Below are 26,521 nucleotides of genomic sequence, written 5' to 3'. Positions count from 1 at the left end.
TTTCTCAGTCCTCCAGGGCGGCGAGACCGGGGAGCGTCTTGCCCTCCAGGTACTCGAGGCTCGCGCCACCGCCGGTCGAGATGTGTCCGAACTTCGCCTCGTCGAACCCCAGGGTGCGGACCGCCGCCGCCGAGTCGCCGCCGCCGACCACGGTGAACGCGTCGGAGTCGAGCAGCGCCTGGGCGACCGCCCGGGTGCCGTCGGCGAACGCCGGGTGCTCGAAGACGCCCATCGGGCCGTTCCAGAACACCGTCTTCGCGTCGGCGATCTTCTCCGCGAACAGCTGCGCGGTCTTCGGGCCGATGTCCAGGCCGAGCGCGCCGTCCGGGATCGCGTCCACGTCGACGACCGCGTAGTCCTCGACCGGGGCGCCGCCCTTGACGTCCGGGAACGACGAGGACACCGCGGTGTCCAGCGGGATCACGAACTCGACGCCCTGCTCGGCGCCGCGCTTCAGGTAGTCCTGGACGACCGGGATCTGGTCCTCCTGGAGCAGCGAGGCGCCCACGCCGTGGCCCTGGGCCGCGATGAAGGTGTACATCATGCCGCCGCCGATCAGGATCCGGTCGGCCTTGCCGAGCAGGTTCTCGATCACGCCGACCTTGTCGGAGACCTTCGAGCCGCCGAGCACCACCACGTACGGGCGGGCCACGTCCTCGGTGAGGCGCTTGAGGACGCCCACCTCGGTGGCGATCAGGTCGCCGACCGCGTGCGGCAGCCGGGCCGGGAGGTCGTAGACGGAGGCGTGCTTGCGGTGCACCGCGCCGAAGCCGTCGCCGACGTACAGGTCCGCCAGGGTGGCCAGGGCGTCGGCGAACGCGCCGCGCTCGGCGTCGTCCTTGGACGTCTCGCCGGCGTTGAAGCGCAGGTTCTCCAGCAGCGTGACCTCGCCGTCGCCGAGGGCGGCGACGGTGGCCTTCGCGCTGTCCCCGACGGTGTCGGTGGCGAACGCCACCGGTCGGCCGAGGATCTCGCCGAGGCGGACGGCCACCGGCGCGAGGGAGAACTTCGGGTCCGGCTCGCCCTTGGGACGGCCCAGGTGCGAGGCGACCACCACGCGCGCGCCGCGCTCGACGAGCTTGGCGATGGTCGGCGCGACGGCCCGGATCCGGCCGTCGTCGGTGATGGTGTCGCCGGACAGCGGCACGTTGAGGTCGGCGCGGACGAACACCCGCTTGCCGGAGACCTCCAGGTCTTCGATCGTCTTCACGGTCATGCTCCTCAGGGGTGGAACGGTGCGCAGACGGCGACACGACGGCGGGCCACCGGTGGGGGTAGGACGGACGAGGGGGCGCAGCGGCAGGGCCCGGTCGGCGGTGACAGCCGTCCGGGCCCTGCCCCTTACGTCACGTCAGCTACCGCTGGGGTCAGAGCTGGTCGCCGACGAGGGAGACCAGGTTGACGAGGCGGTTGGAGTAGCCGAACTCGTTGTCGTACCAGCCGAGCACCTTGACCTGGTTGCCCTGGACCATCGTCAGCTGCGAGTCGAAGATGCAGGAGTGCGGGTCGTTCACGATGTCCGAGGAGACGATCGGGTCCTCGGTGTACGCCAGGTAGCCCTTGAGCGGACCCTCCTGGGCGGCCTTCTGGAAGGCCGCGTTGACCTCGTCCTTGGTGACCTCGCGCTCGAGGGTGACCACCAGGTCGGTGATGGAGCCGGTCGGGACCGGGACGCGCAGCGAGGTGCCGTCCAGCTTGCCCTTGAGCTCCGGGAGGACCAGGGCGGTGGCCTTGGCGGCACCGGTCGAGGTCGGGATGATGTTCTGCGAGGCGGCGCGGGCGCGACGCAGGTCCTTGTGCGGGAAGTCCAGGGTGACCTGGTCGTTGGTGAAGGCGTGCACGGTCGTCATCAGGCCCTTGACGATGCCGAAGTTCTCGTGCAGGACCTTCGCCATCGGCGCCACGCAGTTGGTGGTGCAGGAGGCGTTCGAGATGATGTCGTGCGCCGCCGCGTCGTACTTGTCCTCGTTGACGCCCAGGACGATGGTGATGTCCTCGTCGCTGGCGGGCGCCGAGATGATGACCTTCTTGGCACCGGCGGTGATGTGCTTCTTCGCAGCATCGGCCTTGGTGAAGATGCCGGTGGACTCGACGACGATGTCGGCGCCCAGGGCAGCCCAGGGAAGGTTGGCGGGGTCGCGCTCGGCGGTGACCTTGAAGGTGTGACCGTCGACGGTGATGCTGTCCTCGGTGTGCGAGACCTCGCCGGGGAAGGTACCGAGAGTGGTGTCGTACTTGAGCAGGTGAGCCAGCGTCTTGGTGTCGGTCAGGTCGTTGACACCGACGATCTCGATGTCAGCGCCCTGGGACTTGACCGCACGGAAGAAGTTGCGGCCGATGCGGCCGAACCCGTTGATGCCTACCCGGATCGTCACGAACCGATCTCCTCTTAGGTACGCCGGGCCGGAGCCCGACGGGGGTGAAATTTGGGTTGTCCCCGACCACTGCTGACCCTACCTCTCCCAAGTGTCGCAAGGCACATCGCCTCACCGGTCGGACGCAATGGCCGGGGCGTACGAAAGGGGCGCGCGGAGTGCGCCGCGGCGGCTGCCGCGAGCTGCTCCGCACGCCCCTCGGGGTGTGCCGTCGGACGGTTGACCGACCGTCAGTTCAGGGCCATCTCCTCGGTGAGGTTGGCCTCGGTGTTGGGCAGTCCGAGTTCGGCCGCCCGCTTGTCGGCCATCGCGAGCAGCCGGCGGATCCGGCCGGCGACCGCGTCCTTGGTGAGCGGCGGGTCGGCGAGCGCGCCGAGCTCCTCCAGCGAGGCCTGCTTGTGCTGCATGCGCAGCGCGCCGGCCGCGGCCAGGTGCTCGGGCACCTCCTCGCCGAGGATCTCCAGGGCGCGCTGCACCCGGGCGCCGGCGGCGACCGCGGCGCGGGCCGAGCGGCGCAGGTTGGCGTCGTCGAAGTTGGCCAGCCGGTTGGCGGTGGCCCGCACCTCGCGGCGCATCCGGCGCTCCTCCCAGGCCAGCACGGACTCGTGCGCGCCGAGGCGGGTGAGCAGCGCGCCGATCGCGTCGCCGTCGCGGATCACCACCCGGTCGACGCCGCGGACCTCGCGGGCCTTCGCCGGGATGCCGAGCCGGCGGGCCGCGCCGACCAGGGCGAGCGCCGCCTCCGAACCCGGGCAGGTGATCTCCAGGGAGGAGGAGCGCCCGGGCTCGGTGAGCGAGCCGTGCGCGAGGAAGGCCCCGCGCCAGGCGGCCTCCGCGTCGCAGGTCGCCCCGGAGACCACCGCCGGGGGCAGGCCCCGGATCGGGCGCCCTCGTCCGTCCACCAGCCCGGTCTGCCGGGCCAGCAGCTCGCCGTCCTTCACCACCCGCACCACGTACCGGCTGCCGCGTCGCAGCCCGCCGGGGGCCATCACCACCAGATCCGAGGAGTGTCCGAAGATCTCCAGGAGGTCCTTGCGCAGCCGCCGGGCCGCAATGCCGGTGTCCAGCTCAGCCTCGATCACGATGCGCCCGCTCACAATGTGCAGTCCGCCCGCGAAGCGCAGGATCGCCGAGACCTCCGCCTTGCGGCAGCAGGCACGGGTGACGGGAAGCCGGGAGATCTCGTCTTTCACCGCTGCCGTCATCGCCATGGGCCGATCCTTCCATGAGTCCGGAAAATCCGGTCGTACGCTGCGGCCAAGAGCTCCGCGTCGTGTCGCGGGGTGCCGTCGTCGCGGGCCACCGAGTCGAGCACCAGGGCGGCGCCCATCCGGGCGGCGGCCTGTTCCAGGCCGGCCAGGTCGGCGATCCCGAAGGCGCCGCCGCTGACCGCCCGCTCGTCCACCAGGATCGCATCCACGGCCAGGCCGGGGGCGTGGTCGGCGATCACCTCCAGGTGGCGCTGCGGGGTGAAGCCCTCGGTCTCGCCGGGCTGCGGGGCCAGGTTGAGGGTGAGCAGCCGGCGGGCCCGGGTCTCGGTGAGGGCCTTGGCGAGCTCGGGGACGAGCAGGTGCGGCAGCACGCTGGTGAACCAGGAGCCGGGGCCGAGCACCACCCAGTCGGCCTCCAGGACGGCCTGCACGGCCTCCGGGACGGCGGGCGGCTCGTCCGGGAGCAACCGGATCGACTGCACGGTGCCGGGGGTGACGGCGACCGCGGCCTGGCCGCGCACCGCGGTGGTCTCGCCGGGGCGCAGCGGGTCGTGGCCGCGGACCTGGGCCTCGATGTCCAGCGGGACGGCGGACATCGGCAGCACCCGGCCCTGGACGTTCAGCAGCCGGCCGACCCAGTTCAGCGCCTCGACCGGGTCGCCGAGCTTCTCCCAGAGCGCGACGATCAGCAGGTTGCCGACCGCGTGGCCGCCGAGCTCGCCGGTGCCGGCGAAGCGCTGCTGGATCACCTCGGACCAGGTCCGGCCCCAGTCGTCGTCGCCGCACAGCGCGGCCAGCGCCTTGCGCAGGTCGCCGGGCGGCAGCACGCCGAGCTCGGCCCGCAGCCGACCGCTGGAGCCGCCGTCGTCGGCGACGGTGACCACGGCGGTCAGCTCGGTGGTGAGCCGGCGCAGCGCCGACAGCGAGGCGGACAGGCCCTGGCCGCCGCCGAGCGCGGCGATCTTCGGTACGCCGGGGCGCGGTCCGCCGGACCGCTCGGCGGGTCTGGTCCGGAGCTGCTGCCGTACTGGCACGTATCCCGTCACGCCGACCCCATGTTCCTGTCTCGTGCTCGGCCGGGGCGGCGGTACGGGGGGTTCCCGGCCGCTACTCCCGGCCCATGTCCCGGTGGACCAGCACCGTCTCGACCCCGTCCGCGATCAGACGCTTCGTCAGCTGCTCGGACATCGCGACGCTGCGGTGCTTGCCTCCGGTGCAGCCTACGGCAAGCGTCATGTAGCGCTTCCCCTCGCGGCGGTAGCCCTCGGTGACGATCCGCAGCAGGTCGGTGTAGCCGTCCACGAACTGCTGCGCCCCGGGCTGCTGGAAGACGTACTCTGCCACGTCCGGGTCGGTTCCGGTACGGGCGCGCAGCTCGGGGACCCAGTGCGGGTTGGGCAGGAAGCGGCAGTCGACGACCAGGTCGGCGTCGACCGGCAGGCCGTACTTGAAGCCGAAGGACATCACGGTGGCGCGCAGTTCGGGCTCGTCCTGGCCGGCGAACTGGGCGTCCATCTTGGCGCGCAGCTGGTGCACGTTGAGGTTGGAGGTGTCGACCACCAGGTCGGCCTCGCCGCGCAGTTCGCGCAGCAGCTCGCGCTCCTGGGCGATGCCGTCGACGATCCGGCCGTCGCCCTGCAGCGGGTGCGGGCGGCGGACCGACTCGAAGCGGCGGACCAGGGCGTCGTCGGAGGAGTCGAGGAAGAGCACCCGGAGCCGGACGCCGCGCTTCTCCAGCTCCTCCAGCGAGGTCAGCAGGTCGTCGAAGAAGGTGCGGCCGCGGACGTCGACCACGACGCCGATCCGCGGCACCGCGCCCTGCGAGCGGGCCCCGAGGTCGACCATGGTGGGGATCAGGGCGGGCGGCAGGTTGTCGACCACGAACCAGCCGAGGTCCTCCAGGCACTTGGCGGCGGTGGAACGGCCCGCCCCCGACATGCCCGAGATGATCACCAGCTCGGGGGTGGTCTCCCCCGCGTTGGACACTGTCACGTCTCTTCCCCGCTTCTCGGTCCTGCTGTGGCCGTGCTGTCATCGATGATCTCGCCGGTCGCGGTGTTGACCGCGAATGCGGAAGGTGTACGGGAGGCCAAGGCTGCCGCAACAGTCTCGGCCGTCCGGCGCCCGATCCCGGGGACCTCGCAGAGTTCGTCGACGGTCGCCGCCCGGAGCTTCTTCAACGATCCGAAGTGCTTGAGCAGCGCCCGGCGGCGAGTCTCGCCGAGCCCGGGGACGGAGTCCAGTTCCCCCGCCGTGAGCCGTTTGGCCCGCTTGGCGCGCTGGTAGGTGATCGCGAAGCGGTGCGCCTCGTCGCGGACCCGCTGGAGCAGGTAGAGGCCCTCGCTGGAGCGCGGCAGCACCACCGGGTCGTCCTGGCCGGGCAGCCAGACCTCCTCCAGCCGCTTGGCCAGGCCGCAGACCGCGACGTCGTCGATGCCGAGCTCCGCCAGCGCCCGGACGGCGGCGGCGACCTGCGGCTGCCCGCCGTCGACCACCAGCAGCTGCGGCGGGTAGGCGAAGCGCCGCGGGCGGCCGTTCTCGTCGAGCGGCGAGCCGTCGCCCTCCGGAGCGCCCTCGGGAGCGCCCTCGGGGGCCTGCTCGGGGACCGCCCACTCGCCGGTGCGCTCGCGCTCCTGGAGGTAGCGGCGGAAGCGGCGGGTGATCACCTCGTGCATCGAGCGGACGTCGTCCTGGCCCTCGAAGCCCTTGATCTGGAACCGGCGGTACTCGCTCTTGCGGGCCAGGCCGTCCTCGAAGACCACCATGGAGGCGACCACGTCCTCGCCCTGGAGGTGCGAGATGTCGAAGCACTCGATGCGCAGCGGGACGGAGTCCAGCTCCAGCGCGTCGGCGATCTCCTGGAGGGCGCGGCTCCGGGTGGTCAGGTCGGAGGCGCGCCTGGTCTTGTGCAGCGCCAGCGCCTGCTGGGCGTTGCGCTGGACCGTCTCCATCAGGTCCTTCTTGTCGCCGCGCTGCGGGATCCGCAGGTCGACCTGGGCGCCGCGCAGGCCGGACAGCCAGACGTGGACGGCCTCGTCGGGCAGCGCGGGGACGAGCACCTCGCGCGGGACCTGCTCGCTGTTCTCGCCGTAGAGCTGCTGCAGGGCGTGCTCGACCAGGCCGGCGGTGTCGACGTCCTCGACCTTGTCGGTGACCCAGCCGCGCTGGCCGCGGACCCGGCCGCCGCGGACGTGGAAGATCTGCACGGCGGCCTCCAGCTCGTCCTCGGCGAGGGCGAGCAGGTCGGCGTCGGTGCCGTCGCCGAGGACGACCGCGTTCTTCTCCATGGCGCGCTGGAGGGCGCCGAGGTCGTCGCGCAGCCGGGCGGCCTTCTCGTACTCCATCTCGGCGGCGGCCTCGCGCATCTGCTGTTCCAGCCGGCGCAGGTGGCCGCCGGTCCGGCCGGCCATGAAGTCGCAGAACTCCTCGGCGAGTTCGCGGTGCTCGGCGGCGCTGACCCTGCCCACGCAGGGGGCCGCGCACTTGCCGATGTAGCCGAGCAGGCAGGGCCGGCCGACCTGCCGGGCCCGCTTGAACACGCCGTTGGAGCACGTCCGGACGGGGAAGACCCGCAGCAGCAGGTCGACCGTCTCGCGGATCGCCCAGGCGTGGCCGTAGGGGCCGAAGTAGCGCACGCCCTTCTTGTGCGCGCCGCGGGTCACCTGGACCCGGGGGTACTCCTCGTCCAGGGTGACGGCGAGCTCCGGGTAGCTCTTGTCGTCCCGGTACTTGACGTTGAAGCGGGGGTCGAACTCCTTGATCCAGGAGTACTCCAGCTGCAGCGCCTCGACCTCGGTGGAGACCACCGTCCACTCCACCGAGGCGGCGGTGGTCACCATCGTCGCGGTGCGCGGGTGCAGGTTGGCGACGTCCTGGAAGTACGAGGAGAGGCGTTGGCGCAGGCTCTTGGCCTTGCCCACGTAGATGACCCGGCCGTGCGCGTCACGGAACTTGTACACCCCGGGGGAGGTCGGGATCGCCCCCGGTGCCGGTCGGTAGGTGGACGGGTCTGCCATGCCCCTACCGTACCGACTGCCGGGGACACTCCGGCGCGGACGGCGTCAGCCGGACGCCTGCGGCTGCCCGGCGTCCTGTCCGGCGTCCTGCCCGGCGGCCGGGGCCGGCTCCCGGTCGTCGGGCCGGGAACCGGGCTGGAGGGCCGCGGCCAGGTGCGCCCTGAGCCCGGCGTTCTCCTCCTCCAGCAGGACGATCCGCTTGCGCGCGAAGTAGAGCTCCAGGACGGCGTCCTGGAACTCGCGCACCAGTTCCTCCGGGGTCAGCTGCACGGTCCGCCCTCCCCGCTCAGGCCGAGGCGATCTTGGTGACGGTGCCCGCGGAGCCGCGCCAGTACAGCGCGCCGCCCTGGGCGTACAGCGTGCCGCCGCCGGCCTTGGCGTCCGCCCCGGTCGGGACGGCGGCGGCGTCGCCGACCCGCACGGTGCCCTCGACCAGCAGGCCGGCCGCGTCGTTCTCGCTGTCCTTGGCGGCGTTGGTCTTCTGCACGACGTGCAGCTTGGCGCGCGGGTTGTCGCCCCGGACGGTGCCGATGCCGACCAGGCCGCTGCCCTTGACCACCAGGTCGTCCAGGCCGGTGTTGTTGCGCAGCGCGATCAGGTTGCCCTGGGTGGCGCCCTCGGTCGCGGTCACGTAGATGCCCTGGGCGGCGGTGCCGGCCGTCCGCAGGTCGATGGAGAGGGCGGCGGCGTTCTTGTCGGAGGCGTCGCCGTAGCCCAGGTGCGTGATCTTGAGGGTGCCGCGGGCCTTCTCGACGCCGGTCAGGTACATCGCGGAGGTGTCCGGGTTCTTGGAGACCGCGTTGATCGCGGCGCCGCCGTTGAGCTTGGGCGTGACGCCGTCGGCCTCGAAACCGGTGGTGCCGTTCTGGACGGCCACCAGGGCGTGCGCGTAGGCGTCCGCCTTCGACTCGGTGACGAAGCCGGCGGCCTGGCCGTGCAGACCGTCCGCGTAGAAGCTCTGGGCGCTGACCTGGCCGTTGAAGACGGTGACCTGGTCGGCCGCGGACGCGCTGTCGGCGCTCCCCACCGCGACCGTGACCGCGCCCGCCGTGAACGCCCCCATGAACAGTCGGCGATTCATCCTGTCGTTCCCCCCGTGTGGTGTTCTCTCGTCCGCTGACAGCGCGTCAGCCCTTGGTCACCAGCAGGTTCCCGTTCTGCACGGCGACCTGGTAGGCGGGCAGCGGCGCGGGCGCCGGACCGTCCTGGACGGCGCCGTCGGAGACGCCGAACCGGCTGCCGTGGCACAGGCACTGGATCTGGTCCTTGACCACGCCGTTGACCAGGCACCCGGCGTGGGTGCACTTCGCGCTGAACGCCTTGTACTCGCCCGCGGCCGGCTGGGTCACCACGACCGCTTGCTCCTTGTACACCTTACCGCCGCCGACCGGCACGTCCGCGGCCGGGCCGAGGTCCACCGGGGCGGCAGACTTCGGCTCCTCCTTGCCGCCGCCGGAGGAGGAACAGCCGGCCGCCGCGGCCCCCGCGAGCGCGACGGCCGCGCAGCACAGGACGGTACGGCGGGAGGCGGTGGGCTCGGTCATCGGGGCTCCTCGGTGCGGGAATTGGCGCCAGCAACCTAGCACGCGCGGACGAGGCCGCCCGGGGAGCTCGCGGGCTCCCCGGGCGGCCTCGTGCCGACCCGCGCCGCCGCGTGCGGACACGCGTGCGGGCGGGCGTGCGGGCGGGCGGGCGGTTACTTCTTCCGGCCGCGCTTGGCCGGGGCCGCGTCCGAGACGCCGGGCAGGATGTCGCGCAGGAACTTGCCGGTGTGGCTGGCGGTGGAGGCGGCGACCTCCTCCGGGGTGCCCTCGATGACCACGCCGCCGCCGCCGGAGCCGCCCTCGGGACCCATGTCGACCAGCCAGTCGGCGGTCTTGATGACGTCGAGGTTGTGCTCGATGACGATGACGGTGTTGCCCTTCTCGACCAGGCCCTCCAGCACCTTGATCAGCTTGCTGATGTCCTCGAAGTGCAGGCCGGTGGTGGGCTCGTCGAGGACGTAGACCGTCCGCCCGGTGGAGCGCTTCTGCAGCTCGGCGGAGAGCTTGACGCGCTGGGCCTCGCCGCCGGAGAGGGTGGTGGCGGGCTGGCCGAGCCGGACGTAGCCGAGGCCGACCTCCTTGAGCGTCTTCAGGTGGCGGGCGATCGCGGGGACGGCCTCGAAGAAGTCGAGCGCCTCCTCGATCGGCATGTTCAGCACCTCGGCGATGGACTTGCCCTTGTAGTGGACCTCCAGCGTCTCCCGGTTGTAGCGGTCGCCGTGGCAGACCTCGCAGGGGACGTAGACGTCCGGCAGGAAGTTCATCTCGATCTTGATGGTGCCGTCGCCGGAGCAGTTCTCGCAGCGGCCGCCCTTGACGTTGAACGAGAACCGGCCGGGCAGGTAGCCGCGGACCTTGGCCTCCTGGGTCTCCGCGAACAGCTTGCGCACGTGGTCGAAGACGCCGGTGTAGGTGGCCGGGTTGGAGCGCGGGGTGCGGCCGATCGGCGACTGGTCGACGTGCACCACCTTGTCGACCAGGTCGGTGCCGGTGATCCGGGTGTGCCGGCCGGGGACGCCGCGGGCGCCGTTCAGCTCACGGGCCAGGTGGGTGTACAGGATGTCGTTGACCAGCGTGGACTTGCCGGAGCCCGAGACGCCGGTGACGGCGGTGAAGGTGCCGAGCGGGAAGGCGACCGTGACGTCCTTGAGGTTGTGCTCGCGGGCGCCGTGCACCACGATCTGGCGCTTCTTGTCGCGCGGGCGGCGGGCCGCCGGGATCGGGATGCCGCGCTTGCCGGAGAGGTACTGGCCGGTCAGCGACTCCTCGTTGGCCAGCAGCTCCTTCAGCGAACCGGAGTGCACCACCTTGCCGCCGTGCTCGCCGGCGCCGGGGCCGATGTCGACGATCCAGTCGGCGGTCTTGATGGTGTCCTCGTCGTGCTCGACGACGATCAGGGTGTTGCCGATGTCCCGCAGCCGGACCAGGGTCTCGATCAGCCGGTGGTTGTCGCGCTGGTGCAGGCCGATGGAGGGCTCGTCCAGCACGTACAGCACGCCGACCAGGCCGGAGCCGATCTGGGTGGCCAGCCGGATCCGCTGGGCCTCGCCGCCGGAGAGGGTGCCGGCGGCGCGGTTCAGCGACAGGTAGTCGAGGCCGACGTCGACCAGGAAGCGCAGCCGCTCCAGCACCTCCTTGAGCACCCGCTCGGCGATCTGCTTGTCCCGGCGGTCGAGGCGCAGCGCGCCCAGGAAGTCCGCGCAGTCGCTGATCGACATCGCCGAGACCTCGGCGATCGAGCGGTCCATCACCGTGACGGCCAGCACCACCGGCTTGAGCCGGGTGCCCTTGCAGGTCGGGCAGGGCACCTCGCGCATGTAGCCCTCGAAGCGCTCCCGGCCGGCGTCGCTCTCCGACTCGGAGTGCCGCCGGGTCACGAACGGGACGGCGCCCTCGAAGGCGGTGGTGTAGGAGCGCTCGCGGCCGTACCGGTTGCGGTAGCGGACCTCGACCTGGGTCTTGTGGCCGTACAGCAGCGCCTTCCTGGCCCGCACCGGCAGCCCGGCCCACGGGATGTCGGTGCGGAAGCCCAGCTCGCCGGCCAGCGCGTCGACCAGCCGCTGGAAGTACTCCTTGGTGGCGCCCTGCGACCACGGGTGGATGGCGCCCTCGTCGAGCGACTTCTCCTCGTCGGGGACGATCAGCTCCGGGTCGACCTCCATCCGGTTGCCCAGGCCCGAGCAGTCCGGGCAGGCGCCGAACGGGGAGTTGAAGGAGAAGGAGCGCGGCTCCAGCTCCTCGAAGGAGACGTCGTCGTACGGGCAGTAGAGGTGCTCGGAGAACATCCTCTCGCGCTCGGGGTCGTCCTCCGGGAGGTCGACGAAGTCGAGCACCACCATGCCGCCGGCCAGTTTGAGCGCGGTCTCCACCGAGTCGGTGAGCCGGCGCTTGGCGCCGGACTTCACGGTGAGGCGGTCGATGACCACCTCGATGGTGTGCTTCTCCTGCTTCTTCAGCGTCGGCGGCTCGGTCAGCTGGACGGTCTGCCCGTCCACCCGGGCCCGGGCGTAGCCCTTGGACTGCAGGTCGGCGAAGAGGTCGACGAACTCGCCCTTGCGCTCCCGGACGACCGGGCTGAGCACCTGGAACCGGGTGCCCTCGGGCAGCTCCAGCACCTTGTCGACGATCGCCTGCGGCGACTGCCGGGCGATCGGGCGCCCGCAGTGCGGGCAGTGCGGCTTGCCGATCCGGGCGAACAGCAGGCGCAGGTAGTCGTACACCTCGGTGATGGTGCCGACGGTGGAGCGGGGGTTGCGGCTGGTCGACTTCTGGTCGATCGAGACGGCCGGGGAGAGGCCCTCGATGAAGTCGACGTCCGGCTTGTCCATCTGCCCGAGGAACTGCCGGGCGTACGAGGACAGCGACTCGACGTAGCGCCGCTGGCCCTCGGCGAAGATCGTGTCGAAGGCGAGGGAGGACTTGCCGGACCCGGAGAGGCCCGTGAAGACGATGAGGGAGTCCCGGGGCAGGTCGAGCGAGACGTTCTTGAGGTTGTGCTCGCGTGCACCGCGGACGACGAGGCGGTCTGCCACTGCTACTGGCGCCTTTCTCCGGGTCGGAGGGGATCGGGAGGGGATCGGGAGGGAATCCGGAGGATTCGGAAGGATGCGGGAGGAACGGGTTTCTTCCAGGATGCGCCAACCAACGTAACGACTCACTCGTTCGAATCCGACCCTGTCTGGTCGGACCCGCCCGTACGGGTGAAGGGCATCCGCGCTCGACGGTAGCGTCAACGACTGACAACCGGCCCCGGCAACGCCCGGAACCGGCCCCCGCACCGCCTCGACCCGTACCTCCCGACCCGTCGAAAGGCACCGCCCGATGAGCGATCCCACCACCGGCCCCACCAGCCCCGAAGCCGCCGCCGAGGCCGCCGCCGAGCAGCTGAGGGCCACCGCGGAGAGCACCGAACTGCTGCTGCACACCCTGGCCGAGCTGGAGCCGGCCGCGGTCGGCGAGCCGTCCGCGCTGCCCGGCTGGACCCGCGGCCACGTGCTGGCCCACCTGGCCCGGAACGCGGACTCGCTGGTCAACCTGCTGACCGGGGCCCGCACCGGCACGGACGTCCCGCAGTACGCCACGCCGGAGAGCCGGGACGCCGACATCGAGGCGGGCGCCGGGCGGCCGCTCGCCGAGCAGCTCGCCGACGTGCGCGACAGCCAGCGGCGCTTCCTGGCGGCCGCCGCGCTGCTCGCCCCCGAGGACTGGACCGCGCCGGTCACCCACCGCTCGGGCCACGTCTTCCCGGCCTGGCAGATCCCGGCGAAGCGGCTGGCCGAGCTGGAGTACCACCACGTCGACCTGAACGCCGGCTACACCCCGGCGCACTGGCCGGAACCGTTCGCGATCGCCGAGTTCCGCCGGCTCGGCGAGCGCTTCGCCGCCGAGCCGGGGCTGCCCGGCGTGCTGCTGGTCGCCGAGGACGCCGGGCTGGAGGCCCGGATCGGCGGCGGGCCGGCCGAGCTGACCGCCGAGGGCCCGGTCCGGGCGCTCACCGGCTGGCTCTCCGGCCGCTCGAACGGGGACGGCCTGCAGGTGCACCGCGGTGACGAGGGCCTGGTCGACCCCCGCGCCGCCCTGCCGCCGCTCCCCCCGATGGGATGATGGGGGACGGTTGACGCAGGACCCCCAGCGGCGAGCGAGGAGCGGTGTGATGACGTACCACGGAGCGGTGCAGGTCGGCGGGGTGCCGGACGTCCGGGAGCTGGCCCACCTGATCGTCACCAAGGTCGCGGTCGGCCCGCACGACAACAACGCCTACCTGCTGCGCTGCCGGGCCACCGACGAGCAGCTGCTGATCGACGCGGCGGCCGACGCCCCGGTGCTGCTGGAGACGGTCGGCCCCCGGCTGGCCGCGGTGGTCACCACCCACCGGCACCGCGACCACTGGGGCGCGCTGGCCGAGGTGGTGGCCGCCACCGGCGCCCGCACGATGGCCGGGCGGATCGACGCGGAGGGCATCGACGTGCCCACCGACCTGGCCCTGGAGGACGGCTCGGTGATCCGGGTCGGCCGGATCGAGCTGACCGTGCGCCACCTGGTGGGCCACACCCCGGGCGCGATCGTGCTGGTCTACGACGACCCGCAGGGCCACCCGCACGTGTTCACCGGCGACTGCCTGTTCCCCGGCGGGGTGGGCAACACCTGGGGCGACCCGGCCGCCTTCGACTCGCTGTTCCGGGACGTCAGCGCCAAGCTCTTCGACGTCCTCCCGGACGAGACCTGGGTCTACCCGGGCCACGGCGCCGACACCACCCTGGGCGCCGAGCGCCCGCACCTGGCCGAGTGGCGCGAGCGCGGCTGGTGAACCACACGCACCGGGGCCCCGCCGGACGGATCCGGCGGGGCCCCGGTGCGTACGCGCGGGTGGGCGCGGGATCGGCGCGGGTCAGGCGTCGATCTTCTCCGGCTCCGCGGCCCGCTCGGCGGCGGCCTGCTTCCGCGCCGCGACCAGGCTGGTGACGGTGGTGACCGCCAGGGTCAGCACGATGAAGCCCAGCGAGACCGGGATGCTGATCTCCGGCACGTGCACACCGCTCTCGTGCAGCGCGTGCAGCACCAGCTTGACGCCGATGAAGCCGAGGATCACCGACAGGCCGTACGACAGGTGGACCAGCTTCTTCAGCAGGCCGCCGATCAGGAAGTACAGCTGGCGCAGGCCCATCAGCGCGAAGGCGTTGGCGGTGAAGACGATGTACGGGTCCTGGGTGAGGCCGAAGATCGCCGGGATCGAGTCGAGCGCGAACAGCACGTCGGTGGTGCCGATCGCCAGCATCACGATCAGCATCGGGGTGACCAGCCGGCGGCCGTTCTCCCGCACGATCAGCTTGGTGCCGCGGTAGTCGGCGGTGGACGGGATGCGCCGCTGGACGGCCTTGAGCAGGCGGTTCTCCTCGAACTCCTCCTCTTCCTCGTCGGCCCGGGCCTCCTTGATCAGCTTCCAGGCCGTCCAGACCAGGAACGCGCCGAAGAGGTAGAAGACCCAGGAGAACTGCGAGACCAGCGCCGCGCCGCCGGCGATGAAGACCGCCCGCAGCACCAGGGCGATGATCACGCCGAACATCAGCACCCGCTGCTGGTAGATCCGCGGCACCGCGAACTTGCCCATGATCAGGATGAAGACGAACAGGTTGTCGACGCTGAGCGACTTCTCGGTGATGTACCCGGCGAAGAACTCGCCGGCCGGCTTCCCGCCGCCGTACCACCACAGGAAGCCGCCGAACAGCGCGGCCAGCGCGACCCAGACCGCGGTCCAGATCCCGGCCTCCTTGACCGAGACCTCGTGCGGCTTGCGGCCGCCGATGAAGAAGTCGGCCACCACGAGGGCGACCAGCACCCCGATGGTGCCGATCCACAGCCCTGCGGAAACGTCCATGTCTGCTCCTCCGGCAGATAGGCGAACACTCGTCACTGCCGGAGGTCTCTTCCGCCGCGCGGCCGGCCCGTCGCGGGCGCCGCGCGGCCAGCGCCCCGGGACGCCGCGAGGGGCGCCCGTGATGACGGGGTCACTGAACGGGGAATACTCCCCTCCGCTCCCAGCAGGTTAACAGGAAGCCCAAGGGAAGGTAAAGAAGGTAAAGAGATTCCGCTGTCGGGGGGTGGGGCCGGTCAGGAGAGGAAGGGCTCGATGAAGGGCAGCATGTCCCGGAAGGTGCGGCCGCTGGCGGGGGCGCCGATCGCGGTCATCTTCCAGCCGCCGGCGCCGTCCCGCTCGACCTTCGCCATGATCTGGCCGGTGTGCGGGCCGCCGCCGGCCAGCTCGTAGCGGGCCAGCTCGCGGCCGGTGGTCTCGTCGACCAGCCGGCAGTGCGCGTTCTGCACCTCGGTGAAGTTCTGGCCGGTGTAGGAGCTGACCGTGAACACGATCTGGGTGACCCGGCGCGGCACCTTGGCCAGGTCGACCATGATGCTCTCGTCGTCCCCGCCCGCGCCGGCGCCGCCGACCAGGTTGTCGCCGGTGTGCTGGACCGAGCCGTCGTTGCTGACCAGGTGCGAGAAGAACACCACGTCGCTCATCACCTTGCCGTCGTACAGCAGGGCGGACGCGTCGAGGTCGATCTCCTTGGGGCGGCGGCTGAAGAAGCCGCGCTTGCCCGGGGCCGACTTCCACCCGAGGCCCATCCGGACCACGGTCAGAGTCTCGCCGGTGGACTTCAACAGGCTGACGCTCTGGCCCTTGGCCAGGTTCACGGACACGCTGCCGACCTCTGCTTCCTCCGGGCTCCCGGCCCGGCGTCCTCACCGCACTCCGGTCCGCACCCGGAGCGCCCGGGCCCAGGGCGGACCGCGCCCCACCCTACGCCGCCGTCCCGGCCGGGCGGCCCGGGGGAACGGGACTGTGGCCAAACTACGACACAACGGCACCCGCCGGACGGCGAATTACCGCCGCCCGGCCACGTGTGACGCCGGATCAGGCCATTCCGGCCTCGCGCATCTGGCGCAGCTCGCGCTTGAGCTCCTTCACCTCGTCGCGCAGCCGGGCCGCCGCCTCGAACTGCAGCTCGGCGGCGGCGGTGTGCATGCGCTCGGTCATCTGCTGGATCAGGTCGGCGAGTTCGGCCGCGGGCAGGCTCTTGGCGGGCTTGCGGTCGATGCCCAGCGACGGGACCGGCGCCCGGCCCTTGCCCTGCTGACGGTAGCCGGTGGCGAGCAGCTCCTCGGTGTCGACGTCCTCCCCGGACATGCTGGAGAGCAGGTCGCCGATCTTCTTCCGGAGCGGCTGCGGGTCGATCCCGTGCTCCTCGTTGTACGCCTGCTGGACGGCGCGCCGGCGGTTGGTCTCACTGATCGCCAGGTCCATCGCCGGGGTGATCTTGTCGGCGTACATGTGCACCTGACCGGAGACGTTGCGCGCCGCGCGGCCGATGGTCTGGATCAGCGAGGTGCCGGAGCGCAGGAAGCCCTCCTTGTCGGCGTCCAGGATCGCGACCAGCGAGACCTCGGGCAGGTCGAGGCCCTCGCGCAGCAGGTTGATGCCGACCAGCACGTCGTACTCGCCGGCCCGCAGCTCGCGCAGCAGTTCGATCCGGCGCAGCGTGTCGACGTCGCTGTGCAGGTAGCGGACCCGGATGTCGAGGCCGAGGAAGTAGTCGGTGAGGTCCTCGGCCATCTTCTTGGTGAGCGTGGTGACCAGGACCCGCTCGTCCTTCGCCACCCGCTGCCGGATCTCGTGCACCAGGTCGTCGATCTGGCCCTCGGTCGGCTTGACGATCACCTCGGGGTCGATCAGGCCGGTCGGGCGGATGATCTGCTCGACCTGGCCGTCGCCGCGGGCCAGCTCGTACTTGCCGGGGGTGGCCGAGAGGTAGACGGTCTGGCCGATCCGCTCCTGGAACTCCTCCCACTTCAGCGGCCGGTTGTCCATCGCCGAGGGCAGCCGGAAGCCGTGCTCGACCAGGGTGCGCTTGCGCGAGGCGTCGCCCTCGTACATCGCGCCGATCTGCGGGACGGTGACGTGCGACTCGTCGATGACCAGGAGGAAGTCCTCCGGGAAGTAGTCCAGCAGGGTGTTCGGCGGGGAGCCGGGCTCGCGGCCGTCGAAGTGCATCGAGTAGTTCTCGACGCCCGAGCAGGTGCCGATCTGGCGGAGCATCTCGATGTCGTACGTGGTGCGCATCCGCAGCCGCTGGGCCTCCAGCAGCTTGCCCTGCTTCTCCATCCGGGCCAGCGACTGCTCCAGCTCGGCCTCGATGCCGGCGATCGCCCGCTCCATCCGCTCCGGGCCGGCCACGTAGTGCGAGGCGGGGAAGACGTACACCGAGTCGTCCTGGCTGATCACCTCGCCGGTCAGCGGGTGCAGCGTGTAGAGCGCCTCGATCTCGTCGCCGAACATCTCGATCCGGACGGCGAGCTCCTCGTAGACCGGGAAGATCTCGACCGTGTCGCCGCGGACCCGGAAGGTGCCGCGGGTGAACGCCAGGTCGTTGCGGGTGTACTGGATGTCGACGAAGCGGCGCAGCAGGGCGTCCCGGTCGACCTCCTCGCCGACCTTCAGCCGGACCATCCGGTCGACGTACTCCTGCGGGGTGCCGAGGCCGTAGATGCAGGAGACCGAGGCCACCACGATCACGTCCCGCCGGGTGAGCAGGCTGTTGGTGGCGGAGTGGCGCAGCCGCTCGACCTCCTCGTTGATCGAGGAGTCCTTCTCGATGTAGGTGTCCGTCTGCGGGACGTACGCCTCGGGCTGGTAGTAGTCGTAGTACGAGACGAAGTACTCGACCGCGTTGTTCGGCAGCAGCTCGCGGAACTCGTTGGCCAGCTGGGCGGCCAGCGTCTTGTTCGGCGCCATCACCAGGGTGGGGCGCTGCAGCTTCTCGATCATCCAGGCCGTGGTGGCCGACTTGCCGGTGCCGGTCGCGCCGAGCAGGACGACGTCCTTCTCGCCCGCGCGGACGCGGCGCTCCAGCTCGGCGATGGCCGCCGGCTGGTCGCCGTTGGGCTGGTAGGGGCTGACGACCTCGAAAGGCGCCACGGACCGCTCGATACTCGTGATGGGACGCACGCCCTCCACCGTACGGCCGGCCACCGACAGAGCGGGTGCTACTTGGCGGAGTCCCGGGCCAGCGCGACCAGCCGGGAGACCGCCCGCAGGTACTTCTTGCGGTAGCCGCCGCGCAGCATCTCCTCGGTGAACACCCGGTCGAACGGCAGGCCGGAGGCGGTGATCGGCAGCTCCCGGTCGTACATCCGGTCGGCCAGTACCACCAGCCGGAGCGCGGTCGCCTGGTCGTCCACCTGCCGGACCCCGCGCAGGAAGACCGCGCCGACCTCGTCGAGCAGCGCGCCGTAGCGGCTGGGGTGCACCTCCTTGAGGTGCTCCAGCAGCGCGTCGAAGTCGTCCAGCGAGGCGCCCGGGGTGCGGGCGGCGCGGGCGGTCACCTCGGCGTCGTCGTACGGCGGCGGGGCGTCCGGGAGGCCGCGGTGACGGTAGTCCTGGCCGTCGATCCGGACCGGGCGGAAGTGCCCGGACAGGCCCTGGATCTCCCGCATGAAGTCGGCGGCGGCGAACCGGCCCTCGCCGAGCTTCTCCGGCAGCGTGTTCGAGGTCGCGCACAGCTTGACGCCGTTCTCCACCAGCTTGCCGAGCAGCGTCGAGACCAGCACGGTGTCGCCCGGGTCGTCCAGCTCGAACTCGTCGATGCACAGCAGCCGGTGCGAGCTGAGCGTGCGCACCGCGCCCTGGAAGGTCAGCGCGCCGACCAGGTTGGTCAGCTCGACGAAGGTGCCGAACGCCTTCGGCCCGGGGACGGCGTGCCAGAGCGAGGCCAGCAGGTGGGTCTTGCCCACGCCGTACCCGCCGTCCAGGTAGATCCCGGCCGGCCCGGCGGGCGCGGGCGCGGAGCGCCGGAACCAGCCCCGCTTCGGCGGCTCGGCGGCGCTGTTGAGCCCGGCGGCGAAGGACTCCAGGATCTGCACGGCCTCGTACTGGCTCGGCTGCGAGGAGTCCGGCAGGTAGCTGCCGAAGCTCACCCCGGTGAAGCGCGGCGGCGGCACCATCTCCGCGACCAGCCGCTCGGCGGGCACCACGGGCCGCCGGTCGGTCAGGGCTATCGCGGTACGAATATCGGAATCCGAGGCAGCAGACACGAGACAACAGGGTACTCGCGTGGCCGGAGGCACCGTGCCGGGCGCTCCCCCCGGGCGCTCCCCGGGCGCTCTCAGGGCCCCGCCGCGCCTGGGAGACTCGGAGCCATGGAGCAACTGATCGGCGACACCTCCGGCACCCCCGGCGACCTGGAGTGGCTGGCGCGGGCGTACGCGTACCCGGAGGCGGGCCGCTGGCTGCGGGCCAACATGGTGACCTCGCTGGACGGCGCGGCCCGGCTGGACGGCCTCTCGGAGGGGCTGTCCAGCGCCGCGGACAAGCGGATCTTCGGGGTGCTGCGGGCGCTGTGCGACGTGGTGCTGGTGGGCGCCGAGACGGTCCGGGCGGAGGGCTACCGGCCGGGCCGGGCCCGGCCGGAGTTCGCGGAGCGGCGGGCCGCCGCGGGGCAGCCGCCGGCCCCGGTGATCGCGGTGGTCTCGCGCTCCCTGGAGCTGGACCTCTCGGCGCCGCTGTTCACCGAGCCGCTGGTGCCGACCGTGGTGGTGACCACCGTCGACGCGCCGCCCGCGCGGCTGGCCGAGGTGGCCGCCGCGGCCGAGGTGGTCACCGCGGGAACGGGCTCGGTGGACCTCCCCCGGGCGGTGGCCGCGCTCGCCGGGCGCGGTTGGCGCCGGCAGCTCACCGAGGGCGGTCCCCGCCTGCTCGCCCAGCTCGCGGCGGACGGCCTGCTGGACGAGCTGTGCCTGTCGGTGGCGCCCCTGGTGACGGCGGGTGATTCACCGAGGATCGTGAACGGGCCCGGAATCCCGGACGTACGGCCGATGCGGCTGGTCTCATTGATCGAGGAGAAAGGTTTCCTCTTCACCCGCTATCTACGGCCGACCGATCCGGACCGCTCCCCGTGCGACCCCGCCCGCACCCGGGACACATCCTGACCGATGTGGACCAGGTGATCCGTGTGGCGCGTGTGCAGCGTGAGGAATCCTTCCTCCGGGCACTATGAAGGAGGGAGCAGGAGCCGGACCCGGGGGCCCGCACCAGCCGGAAGGGACTCACGTGTTCAAGACCGTACTGATGATCGAAAAGGCGCTCTCCGACGCCGACGTGGAGCTCGTCACCACCCTCCACGGCGAGGAGAAGGTCTCCTTCGTCGTCCTGATGCAACCGCGCGGCAAGCAGGACGAACTGCTGCGCGCCCTGGACGACGTGGCCCTCGGCCATCTGGACCAGGCGGTGCACGAGCACGACGACGGCGGGGACGCCACCCCCACCCTCGCGGGCGAATCCCTCGAACACAGCCTGCGCCACCTGCGCCGGGCCGGGGCCGAGGCGGTCGGCGAGGTGGTCGAGGCGCACCCGCTGGCCCGGCTGCGCGAGGTGGTCGAGGAGAACACCGCCGACGAGGTGCTGGTGCTGACCTCGCCGCACTTCGTCGAGGAGTTCTTCCACCGCGACTGGGCCTCCCGGGCCCGGCACGAGGTCGGCGTCCCGGTGCTGAAGCTGTTCGCCAGCGAAGCCTGACCCGACTCCCGATTAGGGCAGAATCGTCCCGTGCGTCTTGTAGCCACAGGACGCACGCGACGATCCCGCCTCCTCACGCCCGTACGGAGCCAGCCTTGAACGACGCCGCCCACGACCTGCACGCCCCGCACTTCATCGGCATCGGCGGCGCCGGCATGTCCGGCCTGGCGAAGATCCTCGCGGTGCGCGGCGCGACCGTCTCGGGCTCCGACGCGAAGGAGTCGGAGACCGTGCGGGCGCTGCGCGAGCTGGGGGCGACGGTGTTCGTCGGGCACGCGGCGGAGCACCTGCCGGCCGGGACGAGCAGCGTGGTGGTCTCCAGCGCGATCCGGGCGGACAACCCGGAGCTGGTGGCGGCGCGCGAGCGCGGCGTCCCGGTGGTGCACCGGTCGGACGCGCTGGCGGCGCTGATGGGCGGCCGCCGGGCGCTGGCGGTGGCGGGGACGCACGGCAAGACCACGACCACCTCGATGCTCGCGGTGAGCCTGGGCGAGCTGGGCCTGGAGCCCTCGTACGCGATCGGCGGCGACCTGGACGCGCCGGGGTCGAACGCGCACCACGGGGCGGGCGAGATCTTCGTCGCGGAGGCGGACGAGAGCGACCGGAGCTTCCACAAGTACGCGCCCGAGGTGGCGATCGTGCTGAACGTGGAGCTGGACCACCACGCGAACTACGCCTCGATCGAGGAGATCCACCAGTCCTTCGAGACCTTCGTCGGCCGGATCCAGCCCGGCGGCACCCTGGTCGTCTCGGCCGACCACGAGGGCGCCCGCGAGCTGACCCGCCGGGTGGCGGGCCGGGCCGGGCTGAACGTGGTGACGGTCGGCGCCGCCGAGGACGCCGACGTGCGGGTGCTGGCGGTCGCGGCGCACGGCATGACCAGCGAGGTGACCGTCGAACTGGGCGGCGAGCGGCTGGTGTTCACCGTCTCGGTGCCGGGCCGGCACTACGCGCACAACGCGGTCGCGGCGCTGGCCGCGGGCGTCGCGCTGGGCGTCCCGGCGGAGGGGCTGGCGAAGGCGCTGGGCGCGTACACCGGGGTGCGGCGGCGGCTGCAGCTGAAGGGCGAGGCGCGCGGCACCCAGGTGATCGACTCGTACGCGCACCACCCGACCGAGATGGCGGCCGACCTGGAGGCGATCCGGGAGGCGGCGGGGGCGGGCCGGGTGCTGGTGGTGTTCCAGCCGCACCTGTTCTCCCGGACCCAGCAGCTGGCCGAGGAGATGGGGCTGGCGCTGGCGCTGGCGGACGCCTCGGTGGTGCTGGACATCTACCCGGCGCGCGAGGACCCGATCCCGGGCGTCACCGCCGAGCTGATCATCGACGCGGCCCGCCGGGCCGGGGCGGACGTCCGGGCCGAGCACGACTTCGCGGCCGCGCCCGCGGTGCTGGCCGCGCTGGCCGCGCCCGGCGACCTGGTGCTGACCATGGGCGCGGGCGACGTCACCAACCTGGGGCCGGAAATTCTGGCCGCCCTGGCGGACGTTGCACCTGCTGTCTGACGTGTCCGTCCGTCCCCGTCCCGAGCTGGAGACTGCCGTGAGCTACGAGGTCCAGAAGTCCGACGCCGAGTGGCGCGCCCAGCTGTCCCCGGAGGAGTACCACGTGCTCCGCGAGGCCGGCACCGAGCGGCCGTTCGTCGGCGAGTACACCGACACCAAGACGGTCGGCGTCTACGCCTGCCGGGCGTGCGGCGCCGAGCTGTTCAGCAGCGAGACGAAGTTCGACTCGCACTGCGGCTGGCCGTCGTACTACGCGCCGCTGGCCGGCGACTCGGTGGAGTACCTGGAGGACACCAGCCTCGGCATGCGCCGGGTCGAGGTGCGCTGCAAGAACTGCGGCTCGCACCTCGGGCACGTCTTCGAGGGCGAGGGGTACGGCACCCCGACCGACCAGCGGTACTGCATCAACTCGATCTCGCTGACGCTGAAGCCCGCCGAGTAGGCCGCCGGCCGGCCGCGCCGACGAGGGCCCTCCCCGGGCGGCCGGGGAGGGCCCTCGCGCGTGCCCGCGGGCGTGCGAGACTGATCACCTTCCGAACGGGTCTGGGGACGTGGGTGGGGCGGGCGTGGCACGGCGGCGGTCTTCCGGGGTGTGGTCGGTACTGGCCGAGGCGCAGCGCGAGCAGCACCGCCGGGCGGAGGAGCAGCGCCGGGCGGCCGCGGCCGCGCAGCGCGAGCAGGAGCGGGCCCGGCGGGAGGCCCAGCGGGCGGCGGCCCGGGGCGAGCGCGAGGCGCTGAGGGCGTACCAGCAGGGGCGGGAGTCGGACGCGGCCCGGCGGACGGCCGAACTGGACGGGCGGGTCGCCGAGCTGCGCGGGGTGCTGGCGGCCGGGCTGGCCGGCCCGGGGTTCTCGCTGGCGCTGCCGGAGCGGCCGGTGGTGCCGCCGTTCGACCCCGGTCCGCTGGGCGTGCCGGTGCCGATGCCGGACCAGAACTGGTACCTGGTGCCGCCCCCGGCGGGCCCGCAGGCGTACCAGCCGGGGGCGCGGCGGCAGTGGGAGGAGCAGGCGGCGCGGGCCCGGGCGAGGTTCGAGCACGACTGGCAGGCGGCCTGGGCGGCCGAGCAGCACCGGCAGCGGCAGCTGGCCGACCACCGGGCGCGGTACGACGCGTGGGCGGCCGAGCGGCACCGGCTGCTGGCCGGGCAGTCCGCGCAGGCCGGGCTGCTGGCCGGGCGGCTGCGGGCGGGCGAGGCGGCGGCGGTCGCCGAGTACTTCGAGGCGGTCGTCGACTGGCGCGAGGACTGGCCGGACGGCTTCCCCGCCGACGGCGAGACCTCTTGGGACGCCGCCGCCCGCCGGCTGGTGGTGCGCTGGGAGCTGCCGCCGTACGAGGTGGTGCCGGCGGTGGGCCGGTACCGGTACGTCCGCTCGGACGACCGCGAGGACGAGGTGGCCCGGCCGGCCGGGCAGCGCCGGGAGCTGTACCGCGAGGTGCTGGCGCAGAGCGCGCTGCGGGTGCTGGCGGAGGTGTTCCGGGCCGACCGCGAGGGGCTGCTCGGCTCGGTCGGCCTGAACGGCGTGCTGGTGGCCACCGACCCGGCGACCGGGCGGGACGCCGAGCGCTGCCTGCTGGCCGTCGAGGTCGACCGGGAGGTCTTCGCGGGCCTCGCGCTGGACCGGGTCGCCGCGGTGGACTGCCTGGTCGGCGCGCTGGGCGGGCGGCTGTCGGCCCGGCCGGAGAAGGCCGAGCCGGTCGCCGAGGTGCCGGCCTCGGTCGAGCCGGTGGGGCCGGTGGCGGCGCCGGAGCCCGTGGCGGCGGACGGCGGGGGTCCTGACCTGTTCGAGATGGACCCGCTGGAGTTCGAGGAGCTGATCGCCGAGCTGTTCCGCCGCCGGGGCCTGCGCACCAGCACCACCGCGCGCAGCGGCGACGAGGGCGTGGACGTGCTGGCCGAGGACCCGGACCCGATCACCGGCGGGAAGATCGTCATCCAGGCCAAGCGCTACCGCAGGACCGTCCCGCCGAGCGCCGTCCGCGACCTGGAGTCGACGATGCGCCGGCAGGGTGCCAACCGGGGCATCCTGGTCACCACGGCGGGCTTCGGGCCCGGTTCGCGCAAGCACGCCGAGGGCCAGCCGCTCACCCTGGTCGACGGGCCGATGCTGCTGGAGCTGCTCCGCGAGCAGGGCCTCCCGGGCCGCCTCGGCCCGGCGGCCGCCCCCGCGATCCCCGTTCAACGCAGCTCCCCGGCGGCCGAGTTGACGCCGGGCCAGAACCTGGTGCTGCCGCACGGCGAGCTGCGGGTGCTGTTCCGGGCGGGCGGGGCCGCGGCCGACCTGACGCTGCTGCTGCTCGACGCGGACGGCAGGGTCCGGCGGGACGAGGACTTCGTCTTCTACCACCAGCCGAGCGCGGAGCGCGGCGCCGTCACGCTCGACCCGGCCGGGCGCAGCGCGACCGTGCGGACCGGGCGACTGCCGGACTCGGTCCGGCGGGTGGCCGTCTCGGTCAACCTGGACGCGGACGGCGACGGCACCTGCGCGGACCTGGTCGACCCGGCGGTCGAGCTCTCTTCCGGCGACGGCCGCTGGGTGTTCCGGCCGCCGGCCGACCCGGCGGTCTCCGCGATGCTGGTCGCCGAGGTCTACCGGCACCCGGCCGACGGGTGGAAGCTCCGGGCGGTCGGCCAGGGCTGGTCGGACGGCCTGGCGGGTCTGGCCCGCGCCCACGGCGTGGACGTCGCGTAGCGGAGCGTCCCGAGCGGCGGCGGCCGCGGCCGCCGCGCGGGACGGCCGCGGCTCAGCCGGTGACGGCGATGGTGATCGGCCCGGAGACGCTGGTGACGCCCTGCGGGGTGGCGCACCGCAGCAGGTCGGGGGCGAGGTAGGCGACCACCTCGCGCAGCGCCGCGCCCGCGAAGCGGCCGGCGGTGACGGTGCCGGTGCTGGTGACCACGAGCTGGCCGCCGGCCGTGGTCACCAGGTAGCTGCCCTCGTAGTGGCTGGTGGTGCCGTCGTCCCAGCTGAGGTCGAAGGCGTCGGGGCCGGTCGGCGGGGTGTACAGGCAGCTCGCGGTGGTCGCGAACGGCCCGAACCGGTGGTGGCCGGAGCCGACCGGGCCGCCGGTGCAGGCGGTCAGGTCGGAGGTGTTGGTGACCGTGGTCGGCCGGGTGGTGAGGGTGATGCCGGGGCGGTACGCCTGCTGCCCGGTACCGGTGCAGACCATCGCCACCGGCTCGGCGTGGGCGGCGGGCGGGGCGAGCACGGCCGGGGCGGCGAGCAGCGGCAGGACGGCGGCGAGGCGGGCGGCGCGGCGGGGGCGGCGGGGCACGGGGGCTCCTTCGGGAGGGGAGGGGTGGGTGCCCTCGTTCCCGGCCCGGCCCGGTTCCCGTACCGCCGCTCCCCCGGCTTCCCCCGGACGGGGGCGGGGTGCCGCGCGGTCAGCCGCTCAGGGACCGGGTGTGCTTCCACTCGGTCGCGCACTCGCGGTAGCCGAACCAGGCGTTGATGGCGAGCATCGGCGCGTTGCCGGCGTCGTTCTGGGTGTAGGCGGCGGTCAGGCCGCGGGCCTTGGCCAGGTGCAGCGAGTGGGCCTTGGCGAGCTTGGCGAGGCCGCGGCCGCGGTGGCTGGAGCGGGTCGCGGTGAAGGCCGACCAGTAGGCGCCGCGGCCGTCGGTCTGGGCGGCGGAGAAGGCCACCGCCTCGCCGTCGGCGACGGCCACCGCGGTGAGGGTGTGGTCCTGGTCGGGGCGCTGCCAGATCTCGGCCAGCCAGCCCTCGTACGGCTGGTCGTCGAGGACGAGGTCGCCGGGTTCGGCGCGGGTGCCGTCGATGTCGACCAGGTAGATCGGGTACGGGTCGTCCAGGAAGTCGGCGGCGGTGCGCAGTTCGACGCCGGGCGGGACGGGCGGCAGCGGGGGCAGCGGGGCGGTCAGGTCGAGGCGGCCGAAGTGGCCGGCCCGGCCGCTCTTGCGGTAGCCGCGGGCGGCGGCGAAGCCGAGGGCCTCGGGGGTCTCGTCGACCCAGCTGTGCGCGTCCCGGACGCCGAGGGCGGCGAGCTCGCGCTCGGCGGCGGCGAGCAGCGCGGTGCCGGCGCCGGTGCCGCGCCGCTCGGGGAGCACGCTGACGGTGAGGAAGCCCTGGTGCGGGGTGGTGCTCTCGGTCACCGGGCCGAACCGGGCGGTGCCGACGACCCGGCCGGCCAGCTCGGCGACCAGCAGGTGGTAGTGCGGCAGGCGGCTCTGCCAGGCGACCACCTCGGGGGTGGTGACCAGGTGCGGGCGGCCCGCCCGGTAGGCCTCGGCGGCCCCGTCGGCGTCGGCGGGGGTGAACGGTCGGATGCGGTACGGCTGCGAAGTCATAGGC

The 26,521-nt window shown here is 72.8% G+C and carries 23 protein-coding genes; 7 read left to right on the top strand and 16 right to left on the bottom strand.

The genetic code is table 11. The annotated features are described in order from the left end of the window. Positions 1-4 precede the first annotated feature (4 nt). The 10 genes from KSE_RS27420 to uvrA form a co-directional block, all read right to left on the bottom strand. Complete coding sequence (locus KSE_RS27420) at positions 5-1,210, bottom strand: phosphoglycerate kinase (RefSeq protein ID WP_033258907.1); 1,206 nt, start codon at positions 1,208-1,210, stop codon at positions 5-7. A gap of 157 nt (positions 1,211-1,367) precedes the next feature. Further along, the gene (gap, locus tag KSE_RS27415) at positions 1,368-2,375 is read right to left on the bottom strand and encodes a type I glyceraldehyde-3-phosphate dehydrogenase (protein ID WP_014138612.1); all 1,008 of its coding nucleotides are present in this window, start codon (positions 2,373-2,375) and stop codon (positions 1,368-1,370) included. A 230-nt stretch (positions 2,376-2,605) separates the two neighbouring features. After that, positions 2,606-3,586 (bottom strand): DNA-binding protein WhiA, encoded by a 981-nt coding sequence (gene whiA, locus KSE_RS27410; protein WP_014138611.1) that lies wholly within the window; start codon positions 3,584-3,586, stop codon positions 2,606-2,608. Next, positions 3,577-4,632, bottom strand: a complete 1,056-nt coding sequence (locus KSE_RS27405; protein WP_014138610.1) for a gluconeogenesis factor YvcK family protein — start codon at positions 4,630-4,632, stop codon at positions 3,577-3,579. The genes whiA and KSE_RS27405 overlap by 10 nt, the downstream gene beginning before the upstream one ends. Before the next feature lie 61 nt (positions 4,633-4,693). Then, positions 4,694-5,578: an RNase adapter RapZ gene (gene rapZ, locus KSE_RS27400; protein ID WP_106437737.1), complete on the bottom strand. Its 885-nt coding sequence runs from the start codon at positions 5,576-5,578 to the stop codon at positions 4,694-4,696. Continuing rightward, entirely contained in the window at positions 5,575-7,602 is a 2,028-nt protein-coding gene (uvrC, locus tag KSE_RS27395) for an excinuclease ABC subunit UvrC (RefSeq protein ID WP_014138608.1), read from the bottom strand. Before uvrC ends, rapZ begins: the two co-directional genes overlap by 4 nt. Before the next feature lie 45 nt (positions 7,603-7,647). Then, positions 7,648-7,872, bottom strand: a complete 225-nt coding sequence (locus KSE_RS27390) for a hypothetical protein (protein ID WP_014138607.1) — start codon at positions 7,870-7,872, stop codon at positions 7,648-7,650. A 16-nt stretch (positions 7,873-7,888) separates the two neighbouring features. Then, positions 7,889-8,683 (bottom strand): hypothetical protein, encoded by a 795-nt coding sequence (locus KSE_RS27385; protein WP_014138606.1) that lies wholly within the window; start codon positions 8,681-8,683, stop codon positions 7,889-7,891. Between the two features lie 46 nt (positions 8,684-8,729). Beyond that, positions 8,730-9,146, bottom strand: coding sequence for a Rieske (2Fe-2S) protein (locus KSE_RS27380; RefSeq protein WP_014138605.1), 417 nt, complete (start codon positions 9,144-9,146; stop codon positions 8,730-8,732). Between the two features lie 152 nt (positions 9,147-9,298). Next, complete coding sequence (gene uvrA, locus KSE_RS27375; RefSeq protein ID WP_014138604.1) at positions 9,299-12,178, bottom strand: excinuclease ABC subunit UvrA; 2,880 nt, start codon at positions 12,176-12,178, stop codon at positions 9,299-9,301. 289 nt (positions 12,179-12,467) lie between these two features. Here uvrA and KSE_RS27370 point away from each other — a divergent pair, with 289 nt between their 5' ends. Next, entirely contained in the window at positions 12,468-13,250 is a 783-nt protein-coding gene (locus KSE_RS27370) for a maleylpyruvate isomerase family mycothiol-dependent enzyme (protein WP_014138603.1), read from the top strand. Positions 13,251-13,299: 49 nt separating this feature from the next. Continuing rightward, positions 13,300-13,953, top strand: a complete 654-nt coding sequence (locus KSE_RS27365; RefSeq protein ID WP_014138602.1) for an MBL fold metallo-hydrolase — start codon at positions 13,300-13,302, stop codon at positions 13,951-13,953. Positions 13,954-14,034: 81 nt separating this feature from the next. Here the strand turns inward: KSE_RS27365 and KSE_RS27360 are convergent, their stop codons facing one another. From KSE_RS27360 to zapE, 4 genes are all read right to left on the bottom strand, one after another. After that, positions 14,035-15,021, bottom strand: coding sequence for a TerC family protein (locus tag KSE_RS27360; RefSeq protein ID WP_014138601.1), 987 nt, complete (start codon positions 15,019-15,021; stop codon positions 14,035-14,037). A 233-nt stretch (positions 15,022-15,254) separates the two neighbouring features. Beyond that, positions 15,255-15,842 (bottom strand): TerD family protein, encoded by a 588-nt coding sequence (locus tag KSE_RS27355; protein ID WP_014138600.1) that lies wholly within the window; start codon positions 15,840-15,842, stop codon positions 15,255-15,257. Between the two features lie 214 nt (positions 15,843-16,056). Continuing rightward, a complete protein-coding gene (uvrB, locus tag KSE_RS27350) occupies positions 16,057-18,147 on the bottom strand; it encodes an excinuclease ABC subunit UvrB (RefSeq protein WP_014138599.1) in 2,091 nt (696 codons plus the stop codon). A 38-nt stretch (positions 18,148-18,185) separates the two neighbouring features. Next, on the bottom strand, positions 18,186-19,232 hold the full coding sequence (zapE, locus tag KSE_RS27345; protein ID WP_269450316.1) for a cell division protein ZapE: 1,047 nt from the start codon (positions 19,230-19,232) through the stop codon (positions 18,186-18,188). Between the two features lie 105 nt (positions 19,233-19,337). On the opposite strand from zapE, the gene KSE_RS27340 reads away from it, so the two are divergent. From KSE_RS27340 to KSE_RS27320, 5 genes are all read left to right on the top strand, one after another. Beyond that, positions 19,338-20,126, top strand: coding sequence for a pyrimidine reductase family protein (locus KSE_RS27340; protein WP_014138597.1), 789 nt, complete (start codon positions 19,338-19,340; stop codon positions 20,124-20,126). A 121-nt stretch (positions 20,127-20,247) separates the two neighbouring features. Next, complete coding sequence (locus KSE_RS27335; RefSeq protein ID WP_014138596.1) at positions 20,248-20,712, top strand: hypothetical protein; 465 nt, start codon at positions 20,248-20,250, stop codon at positions 20,710-20,712. Between the two features lie 95 nt (positions 20,713-20,807). After that, positions 20,808-22,214 (top strand): UDP-N-acetylmuramate--L-alanine ligase, encoded by a 1,407-nt coding sequence (gene murC, locus KSE_RS27330; protein WP_014138595.1) that lies wholly within the window; start codon positions 20,808-20,810, stop codon positions 22,212-22,214. A 37-nt stretch (positions 22,215-22,251) separates the two neighbouring features. Then, positions 22,252-22,656: a peptide-methionine (R)-S-oxide reductase MsrB gene (msrB, locus tag KSE_RS27325; RefSeq protein ID WP_014138594.1), complete on the top strand. Its 405-nt coding sequence runs from the start codon at positions 22,252-22,254 to the stop codon at positions 22,654-22,656. A 148-nt stretch (positions 22,657-22,804) separates the two neighbouring features. Further along, positions 22,805-24,904 (top strand): restriction endonuclease, encoded by a 2,100-nt coding sequence (locus KSE_RS27320; protein ID WP_014138593.1) that lies wholly within the window; start codon positions 22,805-22,807, stop codon positions 24,902-24,904. Positions 24,905-24,956: 52 nt separating this feature from the next. On the opposite strand, the gene KSE_RS27315 is transcribed toward KSE_RS27320, so the two are convergent. Both KSE_RS27315 and KSE_RS27310 read right to left on the bottom strand, forming a co-directional pair. After that, positions 24,957-25,487 (bottom strand): hypothetical protein, encoded by a 531-nt coding sequence (locus KSE_RS27315; RefSeq protein ID WP_014138592.1) that lies wholly within the window; start codon positions 25,485-25,487, stop codon positions 24,957-24,959. Positions 25,488-25,596: 109 nt separating this feature from the next. Continuing rightward, positions 25,597-26,517 carry a GNAT family N-acetyltransferase gene (locus KSE_RS27310; RefSeq protein ID WP_014138591.1) on the bottom strand — a complete coding sequence of 307 codons (921 nt, stop codon included), beginning with the start codon at positions 26,515-26,517 and terminating at the stop codon, positions 25,597-25,599. Positions 26,518-26,521 lie beyond the last annotated feature (4 nt).

Origin of the sequence: Kitasatospora setae KM-6054 (assembly GCF_000269985.1) — a bacterium.
Lineage (GTDB): Bacteria > Actinomycetota > Actinomycetes > Streptomycetales > Streptomycetaceae > Kitasatospora > Kitasatospora setae.
This window is presented reverse-complemented; position numbering and strand designations above follow the sequence as displayed.